Genomic DNA, 21,302 nt, shown 5'->3' with positions numbered 1-21,302 from the left:
GGGTCACGCGGCGCACTCGGTGCAGACCGGGCCGTTCTTGCCGTCGCTGGCCAGCTGGCTGCGGTGGTGGACGAGGAAGCAGCTCGTGCAGGTGAACTCGTCCGCCTGGCGCGGCACGACCCGCACGGACATCTCCTCGCCGGAGAGGTCCGCGCCGGGCAGCTCGAAGCCTTCGGCCATCTCGGTCTCGTCGACGTCGACGTTGGCGGAGGTCGCGTCACCGCGACGGGACTTGAGCTCCTCGATGGAGTCCTCGGACAGATCGTCGTCGGTCTTGCGAGGGGCGTCGTAATCGGTCGCCATCTCTCCTGATTCCTTGGGGGTTGGAGGGCTGAAAAAGCTCTGGTGCCGTCGTCAACGCAGCGGGTGCTGGATTTGTGCCCGGCGCGCCGGATTGTGCCCCATCCCGGGGCCGTGCGCCACCCGGTTCCCGATCAGCGAACGCGCTCGGGCCCGACCTGCTCCACCGCGTCCGTCAGGACGGCTCCCAGAGCGGCGTGCAGCGCCGGTGGTGCCGCGATCGTCATGTCGGCCCTCGGCGCACCACCGAGCAGGTCCGAGACGACCGCACCGGCCTCCGTGGCGACCAGCCAGCCCGCGGCCATGTCCCACGGGTTGAGACCTCGCTCGTAGTAGACGTCGAGGCTGCCCTCGGCCACCCGGCACAGGTCGAGCGCCGCGCTGCCGAAGCGTCGGATGTCACGCACCTGCGGCAGCACGTGCGTGAGGACGGCCGCCTGCCAGGCCCGGCGGTCGGCGTCGTAGCCGAACCCGGTCCCGCACAGCGCGTGCGCGAGCGAGGTCTCGGCGACCTGCAGCCGCTGCTGCTCGGCGTCGCCGACGGTCCGCCAGGCACCGCCGCCGAGCCATGCCGAGTAACGCTCGCCCGTCACGGGGTTGACGACGGCACCGGCCACCGGCTGCCACGCGCCATCGGTCCGCGGGTCCCCGATGACCGCCGCGACGGAGACGGAGTAGGCGGGGACCTCGTAGAGGTAGTTGACGGTGCCGTCGATCGGGTCGACGACCCAGGTGATGCCCGACTCCCCCGTGCGGCCGCCACGCTCCTCACCGGCGAAGCCGTCGTCCGGGCGCAGCTCGCCCAGGCGGGCGAGCAGGTGGTCCTGGCTGCGCTGGTCCATCACCGTGACGACGTCGGTGGACGAGCTCTTGGTCTCGGCGACGCCGAGACGCGCCGGCCGCTCGTCGACGATGAGGTCGCCGGCCTCGACGGCGACGGCCAGGGCGGTGCGCGCGAGCTCGGCCGGGTCGGTCCCGACAGGCAGCTGGGTCATCTCAGTCCGATCCGCAGAGCGCGGGCCGGGCCTCGCGCAGGTTGGGGCAGCATCCGACCGGGCACACCGCCGGGTGCGAGTCGAGGTCGCGCCACGTGGGGCGCACCGGCTGCTCGCCGCGCGCCTGGGCGGCGCGCTCGAGCATGAGGTCGACGAGACCGGTGACGAAGGCCTTGTCGCTGCCCGGCGTGGGCACGCGCGACATCCCCAGACCGACCTCCGCGGCCGTGGCGGCCGCCTCGACGTCGAGGTCGTGGACGACCTCCATGTGGTCGGAGATGAAGCCGATGGGCACGACGACGACGTGCGCGATCTCCCCTTCGTCGGCCAGCTCGCGCATCCGGTCGTTGACGTCGGGCTCGAGCCACGGGGTGCGCGGCGAGCCCGACCGCGAGCAGAAGCAGAGCCCGGCGGGCAGGTCGGTCCCGAGGACCGTGTCGACCTCCGCCGTGATCGCCGCCGCGAGCTCTGCCTGGTCGGCGGAGTAGGCGCGACCGTCGCCGTCGCCGGGTCCGGAGGTCTCGTCCATCGCATCGGGGATGGAGTGGGTGACGTAGAGCAGCGCGACCCGGTCGGCGCCGACCGCCTCCACCGCGGCACGGGAGGCCGCGAGCGTGTCCGCGGCCAGCGTCGCCGCGAAGCCCGGGTGCTCGCCGAAGGGCCGCACCTTGTCGAGGACCAGTCCCTCCCTCCCTTCGACCGCGTCGGCCAGGCCCTCGCGGTACTGGCGGCAGGAGGAGTAGCTGCGCCAGGCGCTCGTCGGCACGACGAGGATCCGGCGGGCGCCACCGGCGGAGAGCTCGTCGAGCGCATCGGGGACGAAGGGGGCGGAGTTGCGGTTGCCGAGGGCGACCGGCAGAGGGCACTCCCGCGCCGCGAGCTCGGCGGTCAGGTCCGCGACGAGGCGCCGGTTGAGCGCAGGCAGCGGGCTGACCCCTCCGACGCGGTCGTAGTGCTCCCCCACCTCGGCGAGCCGCTCGTCGGGGACACCGCGGCCGGCGGTGACCCGCCGCAGGAAGGGCAGCACCTCGTCGGGCCCCTCGGGCCCTCCGAAGGACTGCACGAGCACGGCATCGTAGGGGCGAAGGGGGTGCGCTGCGGCCTGGTCGGACATGGACACAACGTATCCCTGCGGCGTGTGCACTCACGGATCGGCCCGGGCAGGTGGCAGAGTCGGGCAGGAGCACGATGGACGAGAGGGATTGTTGATGCGGGACCTGCGACTCATCGGGGTGCACGACGACGGCGAGCACCTCGTCGTCACCGACGACGCCGGCGAGGAGTACCGCCTGCGCATCGACGACCAGTTGCGCGCCGCCGCGCGACGCGACCGACCACGGCTCGGCCAGCTGCAGATCGCCATCGACAACGACGTGCGCCCCCGTGAGGTGCAGGCGATGATCCGCGCTGGTGCCACCGCCGATGAGGTCGCCGCCCGCACGGGCTGGGACCCGGACAAGATCGCGCGCTTCGAGGGGCCGGTGATCGCCGAGCGCGAGCACGTGGCCACCCGCGCCCAAGGGGTGCGCATGCGCGGCACCAACCAGGCCGGCTCCCCCGAGACGCTCGCCCAGCGGGCCGCGACGCGGCTGACCGGCCGGGGCGTGGAGCCCTCCACCGTCCTGTGGGACGCGCGGCGCGACGCCGAGGGCCAGTGGACGGTCTCCGCGGTCTTCGCCGCCGGTGGGCGCGAGCGCACCGCGACGTGGTGGTTCGACATGTCCGGGATGAGCGTCGTCGCCAAGAACGACGAGGCGAAGTGGCTCTCCGAGGCCGACACCCCTGCGGGCCCGGTCCCGACGAGCGTGCACCGCCCCACCGCGGTCTTCGACGTCGAGGTCGAGGAGAGCAAGGTCGAGCGGGCCACCCGCGCCAACACCGACGACCTCATCCAGTCCATGCGTGAGCAGTCCGGCGCCAAGCGCCGCGGTCGCGGCGGTCGACGCAGGACGCGCTCCGTGGAGGCACCTGCGACGCCGACCGAGGACGCCCTGCCCCTGGACGAGCTGCCCCCGCCCGCGGGTGGCACGCACCCCCGTGACGAGGCGAAGGGGGCGACCCCCGAGTCGTCCGCCGCGCCCAAGGCGTCGCCCGCGCCCGAGGCGAAGTCGCGGGCAGCTGCATCGCCGGAGTCGCCCCAGGAGACGGACGAGGCTCCCGACGCCGAGATGCGGGCCGAGCCGGAGCAGACGGTGCAGGACGACGTGCGGCCCGAGGCCACGACCTCGAGCACCGACGCCGCCGAGCCCGCTCAGGGCACGACGGCCCCTGCCGCGGACGACAGGTCCACCGATGCCGAGGCCCCGCAGGACGAGGACGCGGACGACGGCTCGGGCAGCGAGCCCTCCGACGACACGACTGCCGACCACACGGCCTCGGAGAGCAAGGGCTCCGACGACACGGGCTCGGACGGCAAGGGCTCGGGCGGCAAGGACGGCGGCGCCACCGCGCGCGGCCGCAAGGGCCGGGCCAAGGTGCCCAGCTGGGACGACGTGATGTTCGGGACGACCCGGGAGTGACCCCCTTCGCCGACCTCGGCCGGGAACCCCCGACTGGGCCGGGATGTCCATGGAGGGCCGGGTCACGAGCCGGCCCGTTCAGGGTTTCCCGGCCCGCTCGAGATTGCTCGGCCCGTCAGCCCTGCTGAGGCACCGGGCAGGCGTCGAGGTCGAAGGGCAGCACGTCCGCGGACAGGGCCGCGGCCTGGGCGGCGCGAGAGTTCATCCGGCGCATGTGGTGGCGCCGGCACAGCACCTCGTACTCGACCTGCGCCTCGTGCTCCGGGTCGGCGGTGTCGCCGACGACGACCTGCTCCCCCTCGACGACCATGACGCCGTCGACGACGCGCGCATTGTGCGTCGCGCGGCGCCCGCACCAGCACAGCGCGGAGACCTGCAGCAGCTGGGTGCGGTCGGCGAGCTCGACAAGGCGCTGACTGCCCGGGAAGAGCTGCGTGCGGAAGTCGCTCGTGATGCCGAAGGCGAAGACTTCGATGTCGAGCTCGTCGACGACCCGCGCCAGCTGCTCGACCTGCTGGGGCGAGTAGAACTGCGCCTCGTCGCAGATGAGGTAGTCGACCCGCCCCCCGGAGGTCATCCGCGCGACGACGACGTCCCACAGGTCGAGGTCTTCGGTCACCTCCACGGCCGGCGTCGCCAGACCCAGGCGCGAGGAGAGCACGGCCTCACCGGAGCGGTCGAGCCGGGTGAAGATGATGCCGGCGAGGCCACGGGCGCGGTGGTTGTGGTCCATCTGCAGGGCGAGCGTGGACTTGCCGCAGTCCATCGTCCCGGCAAAGAAGGTCAGCTCGGCCACGTCAGCTCTCCTGGGCCGCGGAGAGGGTCAGCCACGGGATGGCGACCTCGTCGGCGGTGATCGACCCGTGCACCCCGAGCAGCGCCCGCAGCTCGGGCCGGTGGCGTCGGGAGTCCTGGACGGCGATCCGGCCGGTCATGACGGCGATGACGTCGCCGATGCGCGGGCGCACGGTGTCGCTGACCGCCCCGAACCACCCGGCGGCGATCGCCTGCTCACCCGGGAGCACGAGGGCGTCCTCGCCGAGCCGTGCGCGCCAAGCGGCGAGCACGTCGTCGCGGGCGCCGGGCTGCACGTGCAGCTGGACGCACCGGGGTTCGCCGGAGACGTGCCGGACCCCGGCATCGAGGTCTGGCTCGGCCGCGATGTCCGGCCGGGCGTCGAGCGGCACGTCGACCATGCCGTGGTCGGCCGTGACGTGCAGCGACGTGTCGGCCGGCAGCAGCGAGGCCAGCCGAGCCAGCTGGGCGTCGACCTCCTCCAGCTCGGCGACCCACTCGTGGGAGTCGCAGCCGTGGACGTGTCCGATCTTGTCGACATCGCCCCAGTAGAGGTAGACGAGGGAGCGCGGATCGGCCCGCACGGCGGTGACCGTGGCGTCGACGCGCTCGGCCAGGCTGCGGGCCGCGACGAATCGTCCGCCGCGCAGGGCCGCCTCGGTCAGGCCCGACCCGTCGAAGAAGCCCGGGCCGATGCGCGTCACGGCGACCCCGTCGGCCTGCGCGGCCTCGAAGACGGTGGGCGCCGGCTGCCACTGGTGCGGCGCAGGGCCGTCCTCCCAGGACAGCTCGTTGAAGACGGTGTCGGAGGCCGGGTCGTAGGCCTCGTAACCGACGAGTCCGTGGCTGCCGGCGAGCGTCCCAGTGCCGAAGCTGCCCATCGACGTCGCGGTCGTCGACGGGAACCCGCAGTCGATGGTCATCGCGGCCTGCGGGTCCTGCAGGAGGCGCCGCAGGAAGGGGGCGTGCCCGCCCCGACGGGCGAGCAGCTGGGCGCCCAGTCCGTCGACGAGGACGACGACCGTGCGTCGGGCGGGACGAAGGGGGCGATCCCCCGCCCGCGCCAGACCGGCCACGCCCAGGCTGGTCGCGACGGCGGGCAGGACCCGGTCCAGCCGCGGGGTGGCCGGCAGGAGGGTCGCCTGCTGGGAGCCGTGGTGCGCCATGCGATGGATCAGTGCCCGATGCTGGCCGAGAGGTCCCGGGCGAACTCCATCGCCCGGTCGAGCGCCACCCGGCCCTCGGCCTCGGCACTGATGCGTAGGGCGATGTCGTCGCTGGTGATCGTGCCCTCGTAGCCGTGGTCGCCCCCTTCGCACTCGGGGTCATTGCACTGGGCCGGCAGCAGGTCGACCCGGCTGACCGCGCCCCAGCCGACGGTGAGGGTCAGCTCGCGGCCGAGCGAGCCGGGGACATAGCTGGAGGGGTCGCCGACGACGTGGGTGAGCATGACGCCACGCACGGACGAGAGCGGGATGCACTCGGTCGTGGCGGTCGCGATCTCCTGCGAGCCGGAGAGGTGGTCCGGGTAGTCGTCGGCGTGCGCGACGACGAGCCGGGTGCTCGTGCGCACGAAGACCGTGATGTGCCGACGCACCGTGTCCTGGTCGAAGGTCGTCTCCTGGTGCACGAGGTGCCCGTGGACCTCTTCGGCGCCGACCGCCGCCTTGATGACGTCCGCGACGAGGGCCGGGTAGTACCCCGCCCGCTCGATGTCGGCGGTGAGGACCGGCGGGAGGGTGATCGCCGTGAGGTCAGCAGGTGCGGGCATGCCCGCCATTGTGCCCCAGCCTCAGGACAGGCTCCGCGCGCTGGGGTCGATGCGTCGGGCCGCCGGCGCGATCATGACGTCCGCCCCAAGGACGGTCACACCGCTCGTGTGCGCGATGACCGGGTTGAGCTCCACGGACGACAGCTCGAGGAAGTCGTCGGACATGATCGACAACCGTCCGAGGACGTCCTCCAGCGCCGCCCGGTCCACCGGCGTCGCGCCGTCGTGGCCCATGAGCAGGGGCGCGAGCTTGATCTCCTCGACGAGCTCACGGGCGTCGACGTCGGTCAGGGGCGGGATGCGGTAGGCGATGTCGTCCAGCAGCTGGGTGGGCGCCCCGGCGAGGCTGAAGGAGACGACGGGACCGAAGAGCGGGTCCTCGAGGGTCGACAGGACCGTCGAGACCCCGGGCCCGGCCATGCGCTGGACGACGAAGTAGTTGGCATCCATCGGGGCCAGCCGCCGGTCGAGCGCCTCGAAGGCCGAGCGCACCGCCAGCTCGTCGTGCAGGTCCACCCGGATGCCCTCGAGCATCGCCTGCCCGCGCACCAGCGGGGAGAGCGACTTGACGACGACCGGGTACCCGACCTCCTCGGCGCGGGCGACGGCCTCGTCGGCGGTCGCGACCTCGTACCGCGGCCAGACGTCGATGCCGTAGGCCGCGAGCAGCTCGTGCGCCTCGTCGGTGGTGAGCGCCCGGCCCTCCGGGTCCTCCTCGAGCACCCGGTCGAGCAGCGCCCGGGCGGCCCAGCGGTCGATGCCGTCCCGCACGACCGTCTCGCCCTTGTCCTTGTCGCGCCACTGCGCGTAGTCGGTCGCGGCCGCGAGCGCGCGGATGGCCTCCTCGGGCATCGCGTAGAGGGGCACCGCCTGCCGGGGCGCGTCATCGGCGACCTCACCGGTCTCGTGGAGGAAGGCGGCGTCGCCCCCTTCGTCCACGCCCCGCAGCCCGAGCAGCGTGGCCACGCAGGGCTTGTCGGACCGGGAGGCGGCATGGCGCAGCGCGTCGACGACCTCTTGGTCGAGCGCGCCGACGGGTGGGATGAAGCAGACGATCACCGAGTCGACCTGCTCGTCGGAGAAGGCGGCGTCGACGGCGGCCTGGAACTCCTGCGCGGTGGCCTCGGTGGCGACCGCGACGGGCCCGTGGACGACCTCGAGCCCACGCTCGGTCGCGTTGTCGGCACACAGGGCCGCCAGCTGGCTGGAGTTGCCGACGATCGCGACCCGACGTCCTGCGGGCAGCGGCTGGTGGACGAGCAGCTGGGCGACGTCGAACATCTGGTGCACGTTTTCGCAGTGGATCACCCCCGCCTGCTCGAGCATGGCGGTGAAGGCGTGCGGCTTGACCTTGGCCTTGCGCACCCGGTGGCCGGGAGGCGCGCCATAGGTGGCCGAGGCGGGCTTGACGACGATGACCGGCTTGTTGGACGCCAGATGCCGCGCGACCCGGGAGAACTTGCGCGGGTTGCCCATGGACTCCAGGTAGAGGCCGACCGCGTGGGTGCGCTCGTCCTCCACCCAGTACTGCATGAGGTCGTTGCCCGAGACGTCGACCCGGTTGCCGGCGGAGGCGAAGACCGAGATGCCCAGGTTGCGCCGGGCGGCCGAGTCAAGGTTGGCGATCGCCAGGGCACCGCTCTGCGAGAACAGTCCGAGGAAGCCCGGCTTGGGGATGACCGGGGTGAGGGTCGCGTTGAGGCTCACGGCCGGGTCGTTGTTGATCAATCCGAAGGAGTTGGGTCCGACGACTCGCATGCCGTGCATGCGGGCCAGCCGCAGCACCTCCTGCTGGCGCCGGCCGCCCTCCTCGTCGACCTCGGCGAAGCCCGAGGAGATGATGAGCAGTGTCCGGACACCGGCCGCGGCGCACTCGACGACGACCTGGGTGACCGCCTCCGCCGGGACCGCGATGACCGCCAGGTCCACGCCCCCTTCGACCTCACCGATGGACGCGACGGCCGGGACGCCGAGGATCTGGTCGGCGCCCGGGTTGACCGCGTGGATCCGGCCGGTGAACCGGCCGTCGACGATCTGCTTGAGGACCTGGTGGCCGATGGCGCGCTCGCGGCGGCTCGCACCGATGACCGCGACCGACTCCGGGTGCAGGATCGCCCGCACGCTCTGCGACTCGGCGCGGTGCTCGCGGGCGAAGCGGACCGAGAGCGACTCCGCGGTCGGCTCGATGGCGAAGTGCAGGGTGACGACGCCGTCCTCGAGGTGCCGGCTGACCTGGTAGCCGGCCTCGGAGAAGACATTGAGCATCTTGCGGTTGTGCGGCAGGACCTCGGCCTCGAACTCGGCGATCTCGTGCGACTGCGCGATGGCCGCGAGGTGCTCGAGCAGGACCGAGCCGATGCCCTTGCCGTGGTAGTGGTCGGAGATGTTGAAGGCGACCTCGGCGCTGTGCTCGCTCACCCGGTCGTAGCGGCCGATGCCGATGATGTCCTCACCGATCGTCGCCACCAGGGCCATCCGGTCGTGGTAGTCGATCTCGGTGAAGCGCTTGATGTCACGGTCGCTCAGCTCGCGCATCGGCGCGAAGAAGCGCAGGTAGATCGACTCGTCGGACTGCCCTGCGTGGAAGCGGCGGACCCCGTCGGCGTCGGAGGGCTTGATCGGCCGCAACCGGCAGACCGAGCCGTCCCGCAGGACGACGTCGGCCTCCGCCAGCACCGGGTACCCCGGTGGGAGCTGCGTCATGGCCTCAATCCTGCCACGGCGGCGGCGCCGGCACGTGGTCGCCCGCACGTGTGTCGGTACCGCGGTGGCACGGGCGAAGGGGGGAGGATGGCGGGGCTCGAGCACCGTCCCCACGAGGAGTCCACAGCCAGCATGGCCCGCCGTCCCGCCGCCTCTCCCCCGCCCGACGCCCCGGAGCGGATCGTCGACATCGACGTCGCGGACGAGATGCGCAATGCCTTCCTCGAGTACAGCTACTCGGTGATCCACGCCCGGGCGCTGCCCGACGCCCGCGACGGCCTCAAGCCCGTGCACCGCCGGATCCTCTACTCGATGAGCGAGATGGGCCTGCGCCCCGAGCGCGGCCACGTGAAGTCCTCCCGCGTCGTCGGCGAGGTCATGGGCAAGTACCACCCGCACGGTGACACGGCGATCTACGACGCCCTCGTGCGCCTGGCCCAGCCCTTCTCGATGCGCCTGCCGCTCGTCGACGGCCACGGCAACTTCGGCTCCCTCGACGACGGGCCGGCCGCCAGCCGGTACACCGAGGCGCGCATGGCCCCGGCCGCGCTGCTCATGGTGACCGGGCTCGACGAGGACACCGTCCCCTTCGTCCCCAACTACGACGACCAGCTGCTCCAGCCGGAGGTCCTCCCTTCGGCCTATCCCAACCTCCTCGTCAACGGCACGACCGGCATCGCGGTCGGCATGGCGACCAACATGCCGCCGCACAACCTCGTCGAGGTCATCGGCGCCGTCCGGCACCTGCTGACCCACCCCGACGCGAGCCTGGACGACCTGATGAAGTTCGTCCCCGGGCCCGACCTGCCCGGCGGTGGGCGGATCGTCGGGCTCGACGGCATCCGCGACGCCTACCTCACCGGGCGCGGGAGCTTCCGCACGCGCGCGACGACGCGGATTGACAAGGTCTCGCCGCGCCGCCAGGGGATCATCGTCACCGAGCTGCCCTACCTCGTCGGCCCCGAAAAGGTCATCGAGAAGATCAAGGACGCGGTCCAGGCGAAGAAGCTGCAGGGCATCGCCGACGTCAAGGACCTCACCGACCGTGAGTCCGGCATGCAGCTGGTCATCGAGATCAAGAACGGCTTCAACCCCGAGGCCGTCCTCGAGCAGCTGTACAAGCTCACCCCGATGGAGGACTCCTTCTCCATCAACAACGTCGCGCTCGTCGACGGCCAGCCGCGGACCATGGGCCTGAAGGAGCTGCTCACGGTCTACGTCGACTTCCGCCGCGAGGTCGTGCGGCGGCGCAGCGAGTACCGCCTGATGAAGCGGCGGGAGCGGCTGCACCTCGTCGAGGGCCTGCTCATCGCGATCCTCGACATCGACGAGGTCATCCAGGTCATCCGCTCCAGCGACGACGCGACGGTTGCCCGCGAGCGCCTGCAGCAGGTCTTCGACCTGTCCGAGGTCCAGGCGAGCTTCATCCTCGACCTGCAGCTGCGACGCCTGACGAAGTTCTCCCGCCTCGAGCTGGAGAAGGAGCAGGGCGAGCTGCTCGAGCAGATCGCCGCCCTCGAGGAGATCCTCGGCGACGACAAGGTGCTCACCCGGCTCGTCTCGAGCGAGCTCGCCGAGGTCGCCAAGAAGCACGGCGACGCGCGCCGGACGGTCCTGCTCGAGTCGGCCGGTGCGCCCGCCGCGGCCAGCACGCCGCTCGAGGTCGCTGACGACCCGTGCTGGGTGCTGCTGTCGAGCACCGGGCTGCTCGCGCGCACGAGCGACGCCGAGCCGCTGAGCACCGAGGGCGGTCGGGCCAAGCACGACGCCGTCGTCGCGGCGGTGCGCACGACCGCACGCGGTGAGGTCGCCGTCGTCACCTCTGCCGGCCGCATGGTCCGGTTGGGTGCCCTCGAGCTGCCGACGCTGCCGCCCTCCAACGGCGCGCCCAACCTCTCCGGCGGCGCGCCCCTGGCGGCCTATGTCGACCTGCCGGGCGACGAGGCCCCGCTGACGCTGATGAGCCTGTCGACCGACTCCCCCGGCCTGGCCCTCGGCACCGCCGCCGGTGTGGTCAAGCGGGTGACGACCGACTACCCGAAGGGCAACTCCTGGGAAGCCATCTCCCTCAAGGAGGGCGACCGGGTCGTCGGTGCCGTCGAGCTGCGCACCGGTGACGAGGAGCTGGTCTTCGTCACCGACCAGGCGAGCCTGCTGCACTTCTCGGCGGCCGACGTGCGCCCGCAGGGCCGCTCGGGCGGCGGCATCGCCGGTATCCGCCTCGGCGACGGGGCCCGTGTCGTCTTCTTCGGCGCGGTCGACCCGGGCGTCGACAACATCGTCGTCACCGTCTCGGGAGCGTCCGACGCGCTGCCCGGGACCGACGCGGGCGCGTGGAAGGTCACCCCCTTCGCCGAGTACCCGGGCAAGGGACGGGCGACCGCGGGCGTGCGGGCGCACCGGTTCCTCAAGGGCGAGGACGCCCTGGTCCTCGCCTGGGTCGGCCGCGCCGGCGCCCGGGCGGCGCAGCCCAACGGCGTGGCGATCACCCTCCCCGAGGCCGAAGGCCGCCGCGACGGCTCCGGCACCCCCGCCAGCGCCGTCATCGGCGGCATCGGCTCCCTCTGACCCCCACCCGCGCATCTCCCCGGGCGCCTGCGCGCCCACGCGCGCATCTCCCCGGGCGCCTGCGCGCCTACGACATGACGAAGGGGGCGGAGCCGGGTGATCCGGCTCCGCCCCCTTCGCTCGTCCCGACTCAGTCGTGGTCGATGTGCTCCGGGTCGCGCATGTACGTCTTCTTGGCGTAGAGCGCGCGGTTGAGGAACCACGTGACCGCCCAGAGGATCACGCCGAGCGCGAGCAGACCGCCGGCGATGACGTACTGCTGCTGCTGCTCCTCGCTGCGGGCCCACGGGCCGACGAGGAAGGCGCAGAAGATGGCACCGATGATCGGCAGGAAGGTCGGCGCGCGGAAGTGCTCGCGACCGACGTCGTCACGCCGCAGCACGAGCACCGCGATGTTGACGATCGTGAAGACGGCGAGCAGCAGCAGCGACGTCGTACCACCCAGGAGCGAGACGACCTTGGACTCGCTGTCGAGGACCACGTAGGTGATCAGGGCGAACGAGATGAGCGTCGTGAAGATGATCGCCACCCACGGCGTCTGGCGGCTGCGGTGCACCAGACCGAGACCGGGGGGCAGCACCTCCTGACGGGCCATGCCGTAGACGAGACGCGAGGCCATGAGCATGTTGATCAGGGCCGAGTTGGCGACGGCGAACATCCCGATGAACGGGAAGATCTTGTCGAAGGGCAGACCGGGTGCTCCGGCGGCGACGACCTGGGTGAGCGCCGAGGCCTTCTCCGGGTCGGTGAGGTCGCCCACCGGCACCAGGGCCACCGCGGTGATCGAGACGAGCACGTAGATGACGCCGGTGATGCCCAGACCGGTCAGCATGACCCGCGGGAAGATCTTGGACGGCTCGTGGGTCTCCTCGGCCATGTTGACCGAGTCCTCGAAGCCGACCATCGCGAAGAAGGCGAGCGAGGTCGCCATGGTGATGGCGAAGAAGGTGTTCTTGTCGCTCGCGCTCTCGAAGACCATGACCCGGGAGAAGTCCGCCTTGCCCTGGGTGACGGCGTAGAGACCGATGAAGATGATGAGCAGCAGGCCGGAGAGCTCGATGCAGGTGAGCACCACGTTGGCCTTGACGCTCTCGCCGACGCCACGGAAGTTGATCAGGGCGATGACGAGCATGAAGGCCAGCGCCACGATGAGCAGCTGGTTGCCGCCCCAGTCGAGCCCGAGGCCGTCGCTGAGGAAGCCCGCGAAGGCGTTCGACGCCGTCGAGGCGGAGGTGATGCCGGAGCACATGACGGCGAAGGCGACCATGAAGGTCAGGAAGTGCAGGCCGAAGGCCTTGTGGATGAAGGTCGCGGCGCCGCCCGCCTTGGGGTACTTCGTGACCAGCTCCAGATAGGAGAAGGCGGTGATCGTCGCGACGAGGAAGGCGGCGATGAAGGGGGCCCACGCGGCTCCGCCGACCTCCCCGGCCACTGCACCGGTCAGCGCGTAGACACCTGTGCCGAGGATGTCACCGACGATGAAGAGCAGCAGGAGCTTGGGGCCCATGACCCGCTTGAGGTCAGTGGCCTCCTCGCCAGCTGCATGCTCCGTCGTGTCGACGTCGGACATGGATCCTCCCAAGGTCAGCGGTGGGCCGGGCGCACACCGATCCCCTAACCGTGACCCGTGTCACGCGCTCACGCAACCACATCCGTGGCGACGCGCCGAAGTTCTTGCACTTTCGTGACAGGACAGGCCTGCTCAGGCGTCGATCCGCTCGCGGTCGAGCTGGTCGGCCGAGGAGACGATGAACTCGCGGCGGGGGTCGACGTCCTTGCCCATGAGCAGCTCGAAGACCTCCTCGGCGGCCTCCAGGTCCGCGGTCGTCACCCGCCGCAGCATCCGGTGGCGCGGGTCCATCGTCGTCTCGGCGAGCTGGTCGGCGTCCATCTCGCCCAGACCCTTGTACCGCTGGATCGGCTGCTTGATGTTCTTGCCCCGCGAGTTGAGCGCGGACAGCTTCTTGCGCATCTCGGCCTCGGAGTAGGTGTAGATCAGCTCGTTCTTCTTCGAGCCGGGGTTGACCACCTCGATGCGGTGCAGCGGGGGCACGGCGGCGAAGACCTTGCCCGCCTCGACGAGCGGCCGCATGTAGCGGAAGAACAGGGTGAGCAGCAGCGTGCGGATGTGGGCGCCGTCGACGTCGGCGTCGGTCATGATGATGACCTTGCCGTAGCGGGCGGCGTCGACGTCGAAGCTGCGCCCTGAGCCGGCGCCGAGGACCTGGATGATCGAGGCGCACTCGGCGTTCTTGAGCATGTCGCCGACCGCGGCCTTTTGCACGTTGAGGATCTTGCCGCGGATGGGCAGCAGCGCCTGGAACTCGCTGTTGCGGGCCTCCTTGGCCGTGCCCATGGCCGAGTCACCCTCGACGATGAACAGCTCGGTGGCCTCGACGTCGTTGCTGCGGCAGTCGCGCAGCTTCGGCGGCAGGGACGAGGTCTCCAGGGCGTTCTTGCGGCGCTGGGTCTCCTTGTGCAGCCGGGCGGAGATGCGCGACTTCATCTCGGCGACGACCTTTTCGAGCAGCTGGCCGGCCATCTGCTTGTCGCCGCGCTTGGTCGAGGTCAGCAGCGCCGTCAGCTCGGTCTCGACGACCTTGCCGACGATCGAACGCACGGCGCTGGTGCCGAGCACCTCCTTGGTCTGGCCCTCGAACTGTGGCTCGGCGAGGCGCACGGTGACGACGGCGGTCAGGCCGGCGAGGATGTCGTCCTTGTCGACCTTGTCGTTGCCGACCTTGAGCTTGCGGGCGTTGGTCTCGAGCTGCTTGCGGAAGACCTTGAGCAGCGCCTGCTCGAAGCCGGCGACGTGGGTGCCGCCCTTGGGCGTGGCGATGATGTTGACGAAGGAGGACAGCTTGGCGTCGTAGCCGGTCCCCCACCGCAGCGCGATGTCGACCCCGCACTCGCGCTCGACCTCGGTCGGGGTCATGTGTCCCTTGGCGTCGAGCACCGGCACGGTCTCGGTGAAGGTCCCGGTGCCCTCCAGGCGCCACACGTCGGTGACCGGGGCGTCGGGGGCCAGGAAGTCGACGAACTCACTGATGCCGCCGTCGTGGACGAAGACCTCCTCGACCGGCTCGGACTCGCGCTGGTCGCGCACGACGAGCGTCAGTCCGGGCACGAGGAAGGAGGTCTGCCGGGCCCGCGCCGTGAGGGCCTCGCGGTCGATCGTCGCGCCCTTGAGGAAGATCTGCGGGTCGGCCCAGTAGCGCACTCGGGTGCCGGTCACGCCGCGCTTGGCCTTGCCGACGACCTCGAGCTCGCTGCCCTTGTCGTAGGCGATGAACTCGTGCTCGGGCGACTTCGCCCCCTTCGCCCCCGCCGCGTCGGAGAAGGTGCCGGGCTCGCCCCGGCGGAAGCTCATCGCATAGGTCTTGCCCGCACGGTCGACCTCGACGTCCAGGCGGGCGGACAGGGCGTTGACGACTGAGGCACCGACACCGTGCAGGCCACCGGAGGCGGTGTAGGAGCCGCCGCCGAACTTCCCACCCGCGTGCAGCTTGGTGTAGACGACCTCGACACCGGTCAGGCCGGTGCGCGGCTCGATGTCGACGGGGATGCCGCGACCGTTGTCGCGGACCTCGACCGAGCCGTCGTCGTGCAGGACGATCTCGATGCGGTCACCGTGGCCGCCGAGGGCCTCGTCGACCGCGTTGTCGATGATCTCCCACATGCAGTGCATGAGGCCGCGCTGGTCGGTCGAGCCGATGTACATGCCCGGCCGCTTGCGGACGGCCTCCAACCCCTCGAGGACCTGCAGGTGGTGCGCGGTGTAGTCCTGCGCGGACTTGCGGCTCGCGGTCTTCTTGGCGGTGGTGGCTGCCGGAGGCACGAAGGGGGCCTGCCTTGTCGTCGTCGTGGGAGTGGACGTCTCGCAGGGTAGTCCGCACCGCCGACAGTGCCGGGGAGGCTCGCGATGGCGTCGTTCGTCCGCTCCGGAAGTCCCTGCGCCTGCCTGTCGGCGCACACGAGGCCGCGTGGCGTCCGTCACGCCACGCGGAAAGGGTGCCTCTCGGGAAGCCTTTTGCATGTTTGACTGTTGTCCCGGACGTCCACGGAACACAGCATGAAATGAGGCATCACGTGAACGCGACCCTGGCAAGCCCCTTGACCGCAGCCGACCGCTGCGACCGCTGCGGAGCCAAGGCCTACGTGCGTGCCCGCCTCCACGCGGGCGGGGAGCTGCTCTTCTGCGCCCACCACGGGCGTGAGCACATCCCGGCGCTGAAGGACCTGGCCGAGATCGACGACGACTCGGCCCGTCTCGACGAGAGCACCCCGGCCTCGGCCCCGGCCGACGAGCGCTGACCGGCACCCTCCCGTGCTGAGCCTGGCCGCCGAGGCCTCCCCCGACCCGACGACCTGGGTGCTCGCGCTCGCCCTCGCGATCTACGTCGTCGGGGTGCTCGGCATCGTCATCCCGGTGCTGCCCGGGCTGCTCCTGTGCGTCGGCGCGGTCCTGCTGTGGGCCACCGAGACGGGCGGGACCATCGCCTGGGTGACCCTGGGCGTCGTCGCGGTCATCTACCTGATGTGCCTGGCGCTGCAGTTCCTGCTGCCGGGCCGCCGCATGAAGCGTGAGGGCGTCGGCGGCGTCACCCTCGCGCTCGGCGTCGTCGGCGCCATCATCGGCTTCTTCGTCATCCCCGGCGTCGGTCTGCCCATCGGCTTCGTCGTGGGTGTCCTGGTCTCCGAGTACCTGCGCTACCGCGACTGGGACCGCGCGTGGTCGGCGACGAAGTCGGCCCTGCGCGGGGTCCTGCACAGCATGGGCATCGAGCTCGGTGCCGCGCTGCTCATCGCCATCACGTGGACCGTGGGCATCCTGGCCCACTGACCCACCGCTGGTCGAGGTGCGGCGAGCGCCAGCCTCGCCGAGAGGCAGCACCGCTGGTCGAGGTGCTGCGAGCGCCAGCGTCGCCGAGAGACAGCACCGCTGGTCGAGGTGCGACGAGCGCCAGCGTCGCCGAGAGACAGCACCGCTGGTCGAGGTGCGACGAGCGCCAGCGAGTCGCCTCGAGACCCCCGAAGCGCTCCCTACCAGCCCTGACCGTCCTGGCGGCGCTTCTCCCAGCGCTGCTCGAGCCGCTCCATGAAGGTGCCGTGACCGGTGGCCTTGCGGCCCCCCTTCGCCCGGCGCTTGTGCGGGGTGCGCGGGCGGCGGACCGTGCCGTCGTCACCCACCAGCCCGAGCCCGTGCGAGCGGCCGCCCCCGCCCGGGGTGAGGGCCAGCGCGACGGAGCCGACGATGAGGACGAAGCCGGCGACGCCGACCCACAGGTTGGTGTTGATGCCGAGCAGGACCAGACCGAGGCCGGCGATCGCGCCGATGACACCGAGCACCACCCGGCGGCGATCGGTGCGTTCGGAACCCGAACCGTTCATCTGCGAGGCGAAGCGAGGATCTTCGGCCCGGATGGCCTCTTCCATCTCCTCGAGCATCTGCCGCTCGCGCTCTGACAGCGCCACGGTGACCTCCCTACCAGCCTGTTGTCGTGCGGGCCTGCCCGCAAGGTCCCCACGGCGGCTGCACCGCCGTGTTCCTCTCAGTCTAGGTCGCGGCCGCGGTCGGCGGTAGGTCGGCCGTCCCGCGGCTTGCGGTCCGAGAGCAGGCTGGCCGGGCGCACGCTGCCGCTGCCGAAGCGTGCGCTCGCCCGATCGACGGCCCGGTCGGCGTCCCGCCATCCGTGCTCGGGCTCGTCGAGGGCCACCTGGACCGGCGTCGACGACGCCTCCGAGAGCTGCTCGACCCGGACCCCGACGAGGCGCACGCGGGCGCGCTGCAGGCCGAGCGCGTCGTAGAGCTCACGGGCCGTGGCGGCGATGTCGCGGGAGACGTCCGTGCTGTCGCGAAGGGAGCGGGAGCGGGTGATCGTCGTGAAGTCGGCGAAGCGCACCTTGATGCTCACCGTGCGGCCGACGAGCCCGGCCGCCCGCAGCCGGGAGGCCGCCTTGTCGGCGAGACCGAGCAGGGTTCGGTGGACCACCTCGGGGTCGTCGACGTCGTGGCCGAAGGTGCGCTCGTTGCCGATGCTGCGTTCGCGCCGGACGGGCTCGACCGAGCGTGGGTCGCGCCCCCACGCGAGGTCGTGCAGGTGGGCGCCGGTGGCCTCCCCGAGCGCGCGCACGAGGGTCGCGCGCGGGGTGTGGGCGATGTCGGCGACGGTCTTGAGCCCCAGGCGGGCCAGGGCCTCCTCGGTCCGGTCCCCCACCCCCCACAGGGCCCCCACGGGCAGTTGCTGGACGAAGGTGACGACCTCGTCGGCCGGGATGACGAGCAGCCCGTCGGGCTTGGCCAGGCCGGAGGCGAGCTTGGCGACGAACTTCGTGCTCGCGACCCCCACGGAGCAGGTGATGCCCTGCTCGTCGGCGACCGTGTCCCGGATCCGCTGGGCGATCGTGGCCGGCGACCCCATGAGCCGCACCGCGCCGGCGACGTCGAGGAAGGCCTCGTCACTGCTCAACGGCTCGACGAAGGGGGTGATGTCGGCGAAGGTGGCCATGACCGCCGCGGAGATCCGGGAGTAGAGCTCGTGGTCGGGGGGCAGGATCGTCGCCTGGGGGCACAGCCGTCGGGCACGGCCCATCGGCATGGCGGAGGCCACGCCGAAGGCCCGGGCCTCGTAGGTGGCCGACAGCACGACGCCGCGGTTGCCCCCACCGATGATGACGGGCGTGCCGACGAGCTCGGGATGCGCCAGCAGGGTCGCCGAGGCGAAGAAGGCGTCCATGTCGACGTGCAGGATCGTGCACCCGGTGTCGTCGGGTGGTCCGTCGCCGACCCGCGGTGGGGGCCGGTACTGACGCCGGCTCATCGTGGGTCAGTCGCGGCGCGCGACGAGGTGGACGGCGCCACCGAGCGCGGACAGCCCCGTGCGGCCGGCGTCGGCGGAGGCGAGGGCCTCGAGCTCGAGCAGGGCCTGCCGGTCGGCCTCGGTGTCGACGAAGGTGCTGGGCACGAAGTCGCTGAAGATCCGCACCCCCCGCGTCTCGCGCGCGGTGAATCCGGTGCGGGTGAGCATCTCGGCCAGGGCCGCCCGGTCGAAGCGCCGCGGCACCGGGTCCTCCTCGCCCCACCGGCCGTCGGGCGCGGTCAGCGCGGCGCGGGCCTGGTCGAAGCGGCCGGCGAGGGCGCGGGCGATGACCGCGGCCACGCGCTGCGCGGTGACGAGGGACAGGTGGCCGCCGGGCGCGAGGACCTCGGCGATGCGGGTGAGGGTGGCCTCGGGGTCCTCCACGTACTCGAGGGTGCCGTGGCAGCAGAGCAGGTCGATGCTGCCCGGTGCGACGATCCCGGCGAGGGTGTCGGCGTCGCCCTGGACGGAACTGATCCGCTCGGCGGCGTCGGACTCGGCGACGCGACGGCCCATCGAGGCCAGCGCGTCGGGGCTCGGGTCGACGACGGTGACGGTGTGTCCCTGCTCGGCGAGGGCCACGGCCAGCCCGCCGGTGCCGCCCCCGAGGTCGAGGACCCGCAGAGGGCGTCCGAGCTCGCTGCGGCGGGACTCGCTGAGCTCACGCACCTGGGACCAGACGGCGGCGGTCCGGACGTTGCCCTCGACCCCGCTGCCTCCACGGCGCCATGCTCGCTCCTCACTCATGGCCCCAACCCTAGTCGCCGCCCCCGACACCCCCTTCGGCCTCCCCGCTCCGGGTCGAGGTACCTGCGACCGACTATCCGGTCGGGGATACCTCGATCCACCGTCAGGTGAGGAGAGTCCCCTGGTGATGGACCTGGCGCCAGCCTCCATCCCGCTCGCACCAGATCGACGTGCGTCGCGCGCGGCGCTCCCCCTGGGCCGACGTCCACGAGACCCTGATGACGCTCGGTGCGATGACCCGGGCTCGCAGGTCGTCGATCTCGATGGTCGACAAGTCGGGGTCCGCGGACTCCGACTCGAGCATCGCAAGGATCGAGTCGCGGTCCCAGACCCGACCAGACGCCCCGACCTCCTCGAAGTCCGGGGCGATGAGGTCGCGCAGACGCCCGGCATCGGCCCGCGTCTGTGGCGACTGCAGCTCGCGCTCGAGGTCCAGGACCGTGATCAGCGCCAAGTCATCCATGTGGACATTCAAGTACAGGTCGCCACCAACACCCGCTGCGCCTCCCCGCTCGGGGTCGAGGTACCTGCGACCGACTATCCGGTCGGGGATACATCGACCCAGGGCGAAGGGGGCTGACCCGGCGGGTCTGCGCCCGTCAGTGGCCGGAGCTGCCGGGCGAGGAGTGCCACAACTTGCGCGGGGGCTGCACGCCGGAGCCGGCGGGGCGGGTGTCGGCCCACGGCGACTGCCTGAACCCCGAGGCGTGCACGAGCACCCGGTGCCCGGCCGGCTGCTGGTGCGCGGCGTCGCGGGCCCGGGCGAGCTCGTCGGCCTCGTCGAGGGCGGCATGGACCGCGGGCAGCCCGCCGCGCTGCCACGCCTCCCACAGCGTCGACAGCTCCCACGCCCCGGAGGCGAGCACCGAGACACCACGCGGCCCGGCGCGGCGGATCGTGCCGCGCACGAGCAGCAGCCAGGAGTGGAAGACCGTCGCCGCGTAGGGCCCCTGCACGTCCTCGAAGAAGGTCGCGTCGACCGGTCCGCTCGCGTCGTCGACGGTGAGGAAGACGACCCGGCGCCCGGACCGGATCGGTGGGGTCTGGGTCGCGACCTTGACCCCGGCGGCGAGGATCTGAGCGCCGCTGCGCACCGAGAGCAGGTCGGCGCTGCGGGTCACCCCGAGCGCCTGGAGCATCGGCGCGTAGAAGTCCATGACGTGCCGCGAGGCGTCCAGCCCGAGGATCTCCAGCTCGGCGCTCACCTGGTCGGGGACGCTCATCTCGGGCAGGCCGACGCCCTCGCCGAGCTCCGGGGAGTCGCCGAGGTCGAGGGTCAGCTGGCTCGCCACCGGAGCGACCGTGCTCGTGCGCACCTGCTGCGCCCCCGGCTGGCCGGCGGCCCACGCCGGCGCCTCGGGACGCCGCGGCCCCGAGGACACGCGACCCCTCGACCGTCCTCGCGAGCGTCCCGTCGCCGCCGCCCGCGTCCACCGGTCGAGCTCGGCGACGTGCAGCAGCAGGTCACGCCGGGTCAGCCGCCCGCGGCTGCCGAGCCCCGGGCCGCCGTGCCCGGCGCCCGTGCCGTGCACGGAGTCGAAGGCCCCGACGAGCACGAGCCGCTCGACGACCGGCCGGCTGACCTGCGCCCGCTGCCAGAAGTCGGCGAGCGAGTCGTACGGCGCGCCGGCGACGACGCGGGCGATCTCCCCTTCGCTCATGCCCTTGACGTCCGCGAGCGAGAGGCGGATCCCCCAGGCCGACCCGTCGGGCAGGTCCGGGTCGTCGGGCGGCGGGGCGGGCACGGGCGCCGGCTCGACGAGGTACTCCCCCGTGCTCGCGTTGACGTCGACCCCGAGGATGCTCACGCCGAGCGAGCGGGCCTCCTCGAGCAGCAGCCGCTTGGGGTACATGCCGGGGTCGTGGGTGAGCACCCCGGCGAGGAAGGCGGCCGGGTGGTGCGCCTTGAGCCAGGCCGACTGGTAGGTCGGCATGGCGAAGGCGGCGGCGTGCGCCTTGCAGAACCCGAAGGAGGCGAAGGCGGCGAGCACCGCCCAGATGCGGTCGACGTCCTCCTGCGGGTAGCCACGGGCAGCCGCCGCGG

18 protein-coding genes are annotated in these 21,302 nt (G+C 72.0%); 4 read left to right on the top strand and 14 right to left on the bottom strand.

What is annotated here, in order from left to right; genetic code table 11:
- Positions 1-3: 3 nt before the first annotated feature.
- The 3 genes from JAN01S_RS09725 to JAN01S_RS09715 form a co-directional block, all read right to left on the bottom strand.
- On the bottom strand, positions 4-303 hold the full coding sequence (locus JAN01S_RS09725) for a DUF4193 domain-containing protein (RefSeq protein ID WP_068317285.1): 300 nt from the start codon (positions 301-303) through the stop codon (positions 4-6).
- A gap of 131 nt (positions 304-434) precedes the next feature.
- On the bottom strand, positions 435-1,295 hold the full coding sequence (locus tag JAN01S_RS09720; RefSeq protein ID WP_068317282.1) for an inositol monophosphatase family protein: 861 nt from the start codon (positions 1,293-1,295) through the stop codon (positions 435-437).
- Between the two features lies 1 nt (position 1,296).
- A complete protein-coding gene (locus JAN01S_RS09715) occupies positions 1,297-2,409 on the bottom strand; it encodes a ferrochelatase (RefSeq protein ID WP_068317280.1) in 1,113 nt (370 codons plus the stop codon).
- A 94-nt stretch (positions 2,410-2,503) separates the two neighbouring features.
- On the opposite strand from JAN01S_RS09715, the gene sepH reads away from it, so the two are divergent.
- Complete coding sequence (gene sepH, locus JAN01S_RS09710) at positions 2,504-3,814, top strand: septation protein SepH (RefSeq protein WP_068317278.1); 1,311 nt, start codon at positions 2,504-2,506, stop codon at positions 3,812-3,814.
- A gap of 115 nt (positions 3,815-3,929) precedes the next feature.
- Here sepH and JAN01S_RS09705 read toward each other — a convergent pair whose 3' ends face one another.
- Genes JAN01S_RS09705 through JAN01S_RS09690 form a run of 4 tightly spaced genes read right to left on the bottom strand, consistent with a single transcriptional unit; the run spans position 3,930 to position 9,083 of the window.
- A complete protein-coding gene (locus tag JAN01S_RS09705) occupies positions 3,930-4,610 on the bottom strand; it encodes a thymidine kinase (protein WP_068317275.1) in 681 nt (226 codons plus the stop codon).
- 1 nt (position 4,611) lies between these two features.
- Complete coding sequence (locus JAN01S_RS09700; protein WP_068317272.1) at positions 4,612-5,775, bottom strand: alkaline phosphatase family protein; 1,164 nt, start codon at positions 5,773-5,775, stop codon at positions 4,612-4,614.
- 8 nt (positions 5,776-5,783) lie between these two features.
- Positions 5,784-6,389, bottom strand: a complete 606-nt coding sequence (locus tag JAN01S_RS09695) for a DUF5998 family protein (protein WP_068317269.1) — start codon at positions 6,387-6,389, stop codon at positions 5,784-5,786.
- 12 nt (positions 6,390-6,401) lie between these two features.
- Positions 6,402-9,083 carry a bifunctional acetate--CoA ligase family protein/GNAT family N-acetyltransferase gene (locus JAN01S_RS09690; RefSeq protein ID WP_068317266.1) on the bottom strand — a complete coding sequence of 894 codons (2,682 nt, stop codon included), beginning with the start codon at positions 9,081-9,083 and terminating at the stop codon, positions 6,402-6,404.
- Between the two features lie 132 nt (positions 9,084-9,215).
- Here JAN01S_RS09690 and JAN01S_RS09685 point away from each other — a divergent pair, with 132 nt between their 5' ends.
- Entirely contained in the window at positions 9,216-11,651 is a 2,436-nt protein-coding gene (locus JAN01S_RS09685) for a DNA gyrase/topoisomerase IV subunit A (protein WP_068317263.1), read from the top strand.
- 130 nt (positions 11,652-11,781) lie between these two features.
- Here the strand turns inward: JAN01S_RS09685 and JAN01S_RS09680 are convergent, their stop codons facing one another.
- Complete coding sequence (locus tag JAN01S_RS09680) at positions 11,782-13,221, bottom strand: APC family permease (RefSeq protein WP_068317260.1); 1,440 nt, start codon at positions 13,219-13,221, stop codon at positions 11,782-11,784.
- Positions 13,222-13,353: 132 nt separating this feature from the next.
- Entirely contained in the window at positions 13,354-15,489 is a 2,136-nt protein-coding gene (locus JAN01S_RS09675) for a DNA gyrase/topoisomerase IV subunit B (protein WP_068317255.1), read from the bottom strand.
- 251 nt (positions 15,490-15,740) lie between these two features.
- Here JAN01S_RS09675 and JAN01S_RS09670 point away from each other — a divergent pair, with 251 nt between their 5' ends.
- Together JAN01S_RS09670 and JAN01S_RS09665 are read left to right on the top strand one after the other, a co-directional pair.
- Positions 15,741-15,965: a DUF7455 domain-containing protein gene (locus tag JAN01S_RS09670; RefSeq protein WP_218000019.1), complete on the top strand. Its 225-nt coding sequence runs from the start codon at positions 15,741-15,743 to the stop codon at positions 15,963-15,965.
- A 13-nt stretch (positions 15,966-15,978) separates the two neighbouring features.
- Positions 15,979-16,494: a DUF456 domain-containing protein gene (locus JAN01S_RS09665; protein WP_068317250.1), complete on the top strand. Its 516-nt coding sequence runs from the start codon at positions 15,979-15,981 to the stop codon at positions 16,492-16,494.
- Between the two features lie 200 nt (positions 16,495-16,694).
- Here JAN01S_RS09665 and JAN01S_RS09660 read toward each other — a convergent pair whose 3' ends face one another.
- The 5 genes from JAN01S_RS09660 to JAN01S_RS09640 form a co-directional block, all read right to left on the bottom strand.
- On the bottom strand, positions 16,695-17,126 hold the full coding sequence (locus tag JAN01S_RS09660) for an SCO2097 family morphological protein (RefSeq protein ID WP_068317248.1): 432 nt from the start codon (positions 17,124-17,126) through the stop codon (positions 16,695-16,697).
- 77 nt (positions 17,127-17,203) lie between these two features.
- On the bottom strand, positions 17,204-18,472 hold the full coding sequence (dinB, locus tag JAN01S_RS09655; RefSeq protein ID WP_068317245.1) for a DNA polymerase IV: 1,269 nt from the start codon (positions 18,470-18,472) through the stop codon (positions 17,204-17,206).
- A gap of 6 nt (positions 18,473-18,478) precedes the next feature.
- Positions 18,479-19,258 carry a class I SAM-dependent methyltransferase gene (locus JAN01S_RS09650; protein WP_068317242.1) on the bottom strand — a complete coding sequence of 260 codons (780 nt, stop codon included), beginning with the start codon at positions 19,256-19,258 and terminating at the stop codon, positions 18,479-18,481.
- A gap of 103 nt (positions 19,259-19,361) precedes the next feature.
- Positions 19,362-19,721, bottom strand: coding sequence for a nuclear transport factor 2 family protein (locus JAN01S_RS09645; protein ID WP_068317241.1), 360 nt, complete (start codon positions 19,719-19,721; stop codon positions 19,362-19,364).
- Positions 19,722-19,857: 136 nt separating this feature from the next.
- Positions 19,858-21,302 (bottom strand): helix-hairpin-helix domain-containing protein (locus JAN01S_RS09640; protein ID WP_370670778.1); only part of this gene is annotated, 1,445 nt, incomplete at its 5' end.

This window comes from Janibacter anophelis NBRC 107843 (genome assembly GCF_001570945.1).
GTDB lineage: Bacteria > Actinomycetota > Actinomycetes > Actinomycetales > Dermatophilaceae > Janibacter > Janibacter anophelis.
This window is presented reverse-complemented; position numbering and strand designations above follow the sequence as displayed.

Bases quoted from the DNA above. Each gene is read 5' to 3' on its own strand.
- JAN01S_RS09700 (WP_068317272.1), bottom strand. From the start codon at position 5,775: ATGGCGCACCACGGCTCCCAGCAGGCGACCCTCCTGCCGGCCACCCCG.
- JAN01S_RS09695 (WP_068317269.1), bottom strand. From the start codon at position 6,389: ATGGCGGGCATGCCCGCACCTGCTGACCTCACGGCGATCACCCTCCCG.
- JAN01S_RS09715 (WP_068317280.1), bottom strand. From the start codon at position 2,409: ATGTCCGACCAGGCCGCAGCGCACCCCCTTCGCCCCTACGATGCCGTG.
- JAN01S_RS09645 (WP_068317241.1), bottom strand. From the start codon at position 19,721: ATGGATGACTTGGCGCTGATCACGGTCCTGGACCTCGAGCGCGAGCTG.
- JAN01S_RS09720 (WP_068317282.1), bottom strand. From the start codon at position 1,295: ATGACCCAGCTGCCTGTCGGGACCGACCCGGCCGAGCTCGCGCGCACC.
- JAN01S_RS09690 (WP_068317266.1), bottom strand. From the start codon at position 9,083: ATGACGCAGCTCCCACCGGGGTACCCGGTGCTGGCGGAGGCCGACGTC.
- sepH (WP_068317278.1), top strand. From the start codon at position 2,504: ATGCGGGACCTGCGACTCATCGGGGTGCACGACGACGGCGAGCACCTC.
- JAN01S_RS09725 (WP_068317285.1), bottom strand. From the start codon at position 303: ATGGCGACCGATTACGACGCCCCTCGCAAGACCGACGACGATCTGTCC.
- dinB (WP_068317245.1), bottom strand. From the start codon at position 18,472: ATGAGCCGGCGTCAGTACCGGCCCCCACCGCGGGTCGGCGACGGACCA.
- JAN01S_RS09685 (WP_068317263.1), top strand. From the start codon at position 9,216: ATGGCCCGCCGTCCCGCCGCCTCTCCCCCGCCCGACGCCCCGGAGCGG.
- JAN01S_RS09650 (WP_068317242.1), bottom strand. From the start codon at position 19,258: ATGAGTGAGGAGCGAGCATGGCGCCGTGGAGGCAGCGGGGTCGAGGGC.
- JAN01S_RS09680 (WP_068317260.1), bottom strand. From the start codon at position 13,221: ATGTCCGACGTCGACACGACGGAGCATGCAGCTGGCGAGGAGGCCACT.